6 protein-coding genes are annotated in these 4,980 nt (G+C 59.3%); 5 read left to right on the top strand and 1 reads right to left on the bottom strand.

All coding sequences use genetic code 11. The annotated features are described in order from the left end of the window. Nucleotides 1–60 precede the first annotated feature (60 nt). Nucleotides 61–801 carry a phosphatase PAP2 family protein gene (locus HU811_RS24905; RefSeq protein ID WP_186658645.1) on the bottom strand — a complete coding sequence of 247 codons (741 nt, stop codon included), beginning with the start codon at nucleotides 799–801 and terminating at the stop codon, nucleotides 61–63. Between the two features lie 334 nt (nucleotides 802–1,135). Between HU811_RS24905 and colR the strand changes: the two genes are divergently transcribed. The 5 genes from colR to HU811_RS24880 all read left to right on the top strand — a co-directional run bounded on the left by colR (nucleotide 1,136) and on the right by HU811_RS24880 (nucleotide 4,835). After that, complete coding sequence (colR, locus tag HU811_RS24900; protein ID WP_047226998.1) at nucleotides 1,136–1,819, top strand: two-component system response regulator ColR; 684 nt, start codon at nucleotides 1,136–1,138, stop codon at nucleotides 1,817–1,819. Continuing rightward, the gene (locus tag HU811_RS24895) at nucleotides 1,809–3,086 is read left to right on the top strand and encodes a sensor histidine kinase (RefSeq protein WP_092457426.1); all 1,278 of its coding nucleotides are present in this window, start codon (nucleotides 1,809–1,811) and stop codon (nucleotides 3,084–3,086) included. Before colR ends, HU811_RS24895 begins: the two co-directional genes overlap by 11 nt. Before the next feature lie 141 nt (nucleotides 3,087–3,227). Continuing rightward, nucleotides 3,228–3,896 (top strand): class I SAM-dependent methyltransferase, encoded by a 669-nt coding sequence (locus tag HU811_RS24890; RefSeq protein WP_092393124.1) that lies wholly within the window; start codon nucleotides 3,228–3,230, stop codon nucleotides 3,894–3,896. Nucleotides 3,897–3,900: 4 nt separating this feature from the next. Next, complete coding sequence (locus HU811_RS24885) at nucleotides 3,901–4,605, top strand: lipopolysaccharide kinase InaA family protein (protein WP_186658643.1); 705 nt, start codon at nucleotides 3,901–3,903, stop codon at nucleotides 4,603–4,605. A gap of 2 nt (nucleotides 4,606–4,607) precedes the next feature. Continuing rightward, on the top strand, nucleotides 4,608–4,835 hold the full coding sequence (locus tag HU811_RS24880) for a hypothetical protein (protein ID WP_076383717.1): 228 nt from the start codon (nucleotides 4,608–4,610) through the stop codon (nucleotides 4,833–4,835). Nucleotides 4,836–4,980: the final 145 nt, after the last annotated feature.

The following is a 4,980-nucleotide window of genomic DNA, read 5'->3' as shown; positions in this document are numbered from 1 at the left end:
CCTGCGAAAGCAGGCGGGGTTTTTTAATGCCTCGGTTTTACCCCAGCATTGGCACGGGGTTTAGGCGCTAACAGGATCCCCCTCGGCCACTGGGTCAGCTCCAACGGCCGGTCTGTAAAGGATGTAGTAATAACACCCCAGGCAAATCAGCCAACAGAACACTGCCGTCCACACATTATGGGAAAAGAAGTGCGCCCCTTGCATCATGCGGCTCACGGAGAACAGCGTTCCCAGGGAGGCTGCGAATATGAAGGCCAGGCGTGCCAGGCGAGGGCGGCGGTCGCGCAGTACGAAGAACAACGCGAACAGCGTAAACCCGGTGGCAGCGTGACCGCCGGGCCAGCATCGGCCGGGTTTGTCAGTGGCCGGGCGCGGGCTTAACAGCTTGCTGTAGGTCTGCTTGCCACCGAACTCCTTCAGGCTCCAGGGGCATTGCACTGCCGTTACGGCTTTCATCGGCGTGACGAATGAAGTCGCCAGCGCCAGGGAGAGCACCAGGCAGCCCAGTTCGCGTTTGAACGGTTTGAGTCGGGTGAGGAAGAACGTGCAGATGAACCCGAGAATCGACAGCACAGAAAACGCGATGACCACCTGTTTGGCCCGGTCATGCAGGATGTCTTCCAGAAAAAAACTGTGCCGACCGATGAACCCTTCGACCGGGTCGTAGAACAGCCTGGCCAGATCCATGTCCAGGGTGGTCAGCTCCAGCAGCACCAGGATGATTGCGATAGCAGCGGGCAGGCCCAGGGCGACCCGAAAATTCAGTGGCCTGGAGACGGGGCGGGTGGCGGTGGAAACCATGGCAGTACCTTCCTAAGAGGCTTCGTGAACAGCGGGTTGCGCGCAGTCTGGTCCGGGCACCGTTGGCGAGGCGTCAATGCCGGGTGAAAAACTCGTCAATGCCGGGCAACTCACTCCATGGGCCGCATGACCGTTGTGGGAGCAGGGAAACCGGAAACCACCACTGAGGAGGTGTGGATGGCCGGGAAGTCTAGGGCTAAATAAACCATCCAGGACAGTTGCTCCCACATGGGGTTACTCGCCAGGGCCACCGATACACCCCTAGCCGTGATTCACACTTGGCCTTAAGCTGCGCGGGCCACGATGACCGTCCACGTGCGCAGAGGAGATGCCCATGCGAATTCTGTTGGTTGAAGACAACCGTGACATCCTGGCCAATCTGGCCGATTACCTGGGGCTCAAAGGCTATACCGTCGACTGTGCCCAGGACGGTCTGTCGGGGTTGCACCTGGCCGCGACCGAGCACTACGACCTGATCGTGCTCGACATCATGCTGCCGGGCATCGACGGCTACACCTTGTGCAAGCGTCTTCGCGAGGACGCCCGACGTGATACACCGGTGATCATGCTCACCGCCCGGGATCAACTGGACGATCGCCTGCAAGGGTTCAAGTCCGGCGCCGATGATTACCTGGTCAAACCTTTTGCCTTGTCGGAACTGGCGGCGCGGATCGAAGCGGTCATGCGTCGGGCCCAGGGCGGCGGGCGGCGCGCCTTGCAGGTCGGTGACCTGAGTTACGACCTCGACACCCTGGAAGTCACCCGCGAAGGCAAACTGTTGAAGCTCAACCCGGTCGGTCTGAAGCTGCTGGCGGTCTTGATGCAGAAAAGCCCCCACGTGCTGCGCCGGGAAATCCTCGAAGAAGCCTTGTGGGGCGATGATTGCCCGGACAGCGACAGTCTGCGCAGCCATGTTCACCAATTGCGTCAGGTGATCGACAAACCGTTCGACAAACCGCTGCTGCACACCGTGCATGGCGTTGGTTACCGTCTGGCCGAGGGCCGAGATGGAGTTTAAGCAGAGCCTTGCCCAACGGATCATCATCGCCTTTGCGCTGATGAGCGCGTTGGTCGCCGGGGCATTCGCCATGGGCATCGTGGCGACGGTTCATTTGGTGGAAGAAAGACTGATTTCCGCCGGGCTCGGCGGAGACCTGCAACGCCTGCTGCTGATGGACAGTGTTTCGGACTGGAGTCACCGTCCGGAACCTGACCAGTTGTTCTATTTCAGCGGCGGCCCGGGTGACTTCGATTTACCCAAGGATCTGCGCCACCTGGATCGCGGTTTCCACGAGGTCTTTCGTGCGCAATTGTCGTATCACGCCATGGTCGAGATTGTTGACGGTCGACACTACGTGTTACTGCAGGACCAGAGCGACTTCGAAGAGCGCGAACGGGTGCTGTTCGCCGTGGTGCTGGTGGGATTCGTGCTCAGCCTGGCGCTGGCGGTGTTCCTGGGTTGGGTCCTGGCTCGCCGGGTGATGGCGCCGGTCGTGCGCCTGGCCCGGCAGGTGCGCCATCGCGACCAGCTCCTGGGGCTGGCCCCGCCGCTGGCCCCTGACTATGCCGCCGATGAAGTGGGTGAGCTGGCCGTGGCATTCGACGCTACGCTGGGGCGACTGCGCCAGGCCCTGACGCGTGAGCGGTTGTTTACCAGCGACGTGAGCCATGAGTTACGCACGCCGTTGATGGTCCTGGCCAGCTCCTGTGAGCTGTTGCTGGAGAACCCGGCTCTGGATCAGCGCGGTCGCAAACAGGTCGAGCGGATCAATCGAGCCAGCGAAGAAATGCGCGAGCTGGTGCAAACCTTCCTGATGCTCGCCAGGACCCAGCGCGAAGACAACGGCATGTCGCCCCGGTTGACGTTAGGGCAGGTGGCCGAGGACCTCGTTGGGCTGTGGCGTGCACCGATCGAAGCCAAGGGCCTGACCCTGATCTTCGAGCCGGGGCAAACCGCCGACACTCCGTATAACGCCACGTTCCTGACCGCCGTCATGGGCAACTTGCTGCGCAACGCCTTGCACTACACCGACCAGGGCTTCATTCGCCTCACGCTGTCTGCGACCGGGTTCATGGTCGAGGACAGTGGCGTGGGCATTCCTGAGGAAAAACGCGAGGCGATGTTCGAACCGTTCGTGCGAGGTAACGAAAAGCGCGGCGAAGGGCTTGGTTTGGGGCTTTCGCTGGTGCAGCGGATTTGCGAAAACCAGGGCTGGACCGTGAGCCTCAGCACCATGGAGCCCAATGGCTGTCATTTTGAGGTTGAGTTACATCCTCGCAACTGAGCAAGGCGCTCAGGCCTGCATGTTGGAAACATCCTGAAAACCGTCGAGTGCCTGCATGATGAAGTTTTCACAAAGGGATGACTTGGCGTGCACATGTCCATCCCTAGTGTGGGAGCCATTGCATCATGGAGGCTCTCGCCAATGTCCAATCCTATCAAGCTCGACTTTTCCGAAAAATATGACGAAAAGCACGCCCACCAATACCTGCATAAACACCAGACCGGTCTGAGTCGTCGCCTTTCCCACCGCCGTGATGAACAACTGGCACGCACGGCCTTGACGTTGGCAGGTGACCCAGGACTGGTGCTGGACCTACCGTGTGGCGCCGGGCGTTTATGGCCTGTGCTGGCCGAAAAGCCGAACCGGGTAATCATCGGTGCGGACAATTCCACAGCCATGCTTCAGACCGCGTTGAACGCTCAACCCGCCGATGTTGTAAAACGGGTACAACCCTTGCACGCTTCTGCGTTCGACATTGCCTTGCCTGATAACGCCGTCGACAGCATTTTTTGCATGCGCCTGCTCCACCACATCGGTGAACCTGCGCATCGACTGGCGATTCTGCGGGAATTCGAGCGTGTCACTCGTGATAGCGTGATCGTTTCATTGTGGGTCGATGGAAATTTCAAGGCCTGGAAACGTAAACGTCTGGAGTACACGCGTGGGCAAAAAGGCTACCAGAATCGATTTGTGTTACCGGCCGCTACAGTCGAAGGTGAATTCCGACAGGCCGGTTTCCGCATTCAGGAACGACTGGACTTCCTGCCGCTCTATGCCATGTGGCGAGTTTATGTATTACGCAAGAGGTAACAGCATGGTTGTGGCAGTAGAGACAACAGCGGCCCCCCGCTGCGGCTTCGAACACTTCTGGAATCAGCAGGGTGAATGGGTGGAACAACCCAATGTGCGTCGTGGTGGTGAAAGCGGAGTGCAGCGGATCAACAACGGCGGCGATCTGCTCTATGCCAAGCGTCAGACAGGGCATATTTACCGTAGCTTGTTGCATCCGTTTGGCCGCCCAACCGTCCTACGTGAGCAAGATGCCCTGCTGGCATTGGCCCGGCTCGACGTCAGCGTTCCAAAGGTCATCTTCTGTGGTGCACAGCGGGACCCGATTCACAAGTGGCGTGCGCTGCTTGTGACTCATGCGCTGGACGGTTTCGTGGAGTTGGATCACTGGTATGCCGCAGGCGGGCGCGAGCGTCATGGCGAAGCGGGGCATGACCGAATTCTCCAAGCATTGGCAGAGAACCTGGCTCGCATGCATAAGGGGCGTTGGCAGCATGGCTGCCTCTATACCAAGCATGTATTTGTGCGCGTGACCGGAGAGGGTGAGTCCGCTCGGGCCGAAGTGGCCCTGCTGGATTTGGAAAAGTCCCGTCAACGCCTGACTTCCCGGACCGCAGCGTCCCACGACATGAAGCAACTGCGACGCCATTCGTCGTTCAGCGATTCAGAATGGGAAAAACTCGTCTACTTTTACAGAGCGGCGTTTGGCAGCGCTATCAAAGGTTTATAGCAATGAAATTAGAAATTGCTAGAGGTCTGTTTCTCGTAGGAGCCCTGGCAGTTACCTCAATGGCGGTGGCGGTATGGGAGCAGCCCCGTTCGCAGATCCTCAGTGCTTCCCACCCGGACGCGCACTGCCCTTTGCCACGTGTGGCCAAGGCCAGCGAGGCGATCCGGCCGGACGATGATCTGTTGTTGTTCATGTTCAGTCTTTCCCAAGGCATGAGGCCCCAGAGTTGATGGACAGGAAGCCAAAATAAAGGCCTCGCGTATGCGAGGCCTTTATTTTTGGACCTGTAGTAAATCCCCGTGGCGAGGGAATTTATCCCCGCCGGGCCGCAGGAGCTGCGTAAGAGCTCTGTAGGAGCTGTCGAGCGAAGCGAGG

It is taken from the genome of Pseudomonas tehranensis (assembly GCF_014268615.1).
Classification (GTDB): Bacteria; Pseudomonadota; Gammaproteobacteria; order Pseudomonadales; family Pseudomonadaceae; genus Aquipseudomonas; species Aquipseudomonas tehranensis.
The sequence above is the reverse complement of the archived record's forward strand: the minus strand, read 5'-3'. Positions and strand labels throughout refer to the sequence as shown.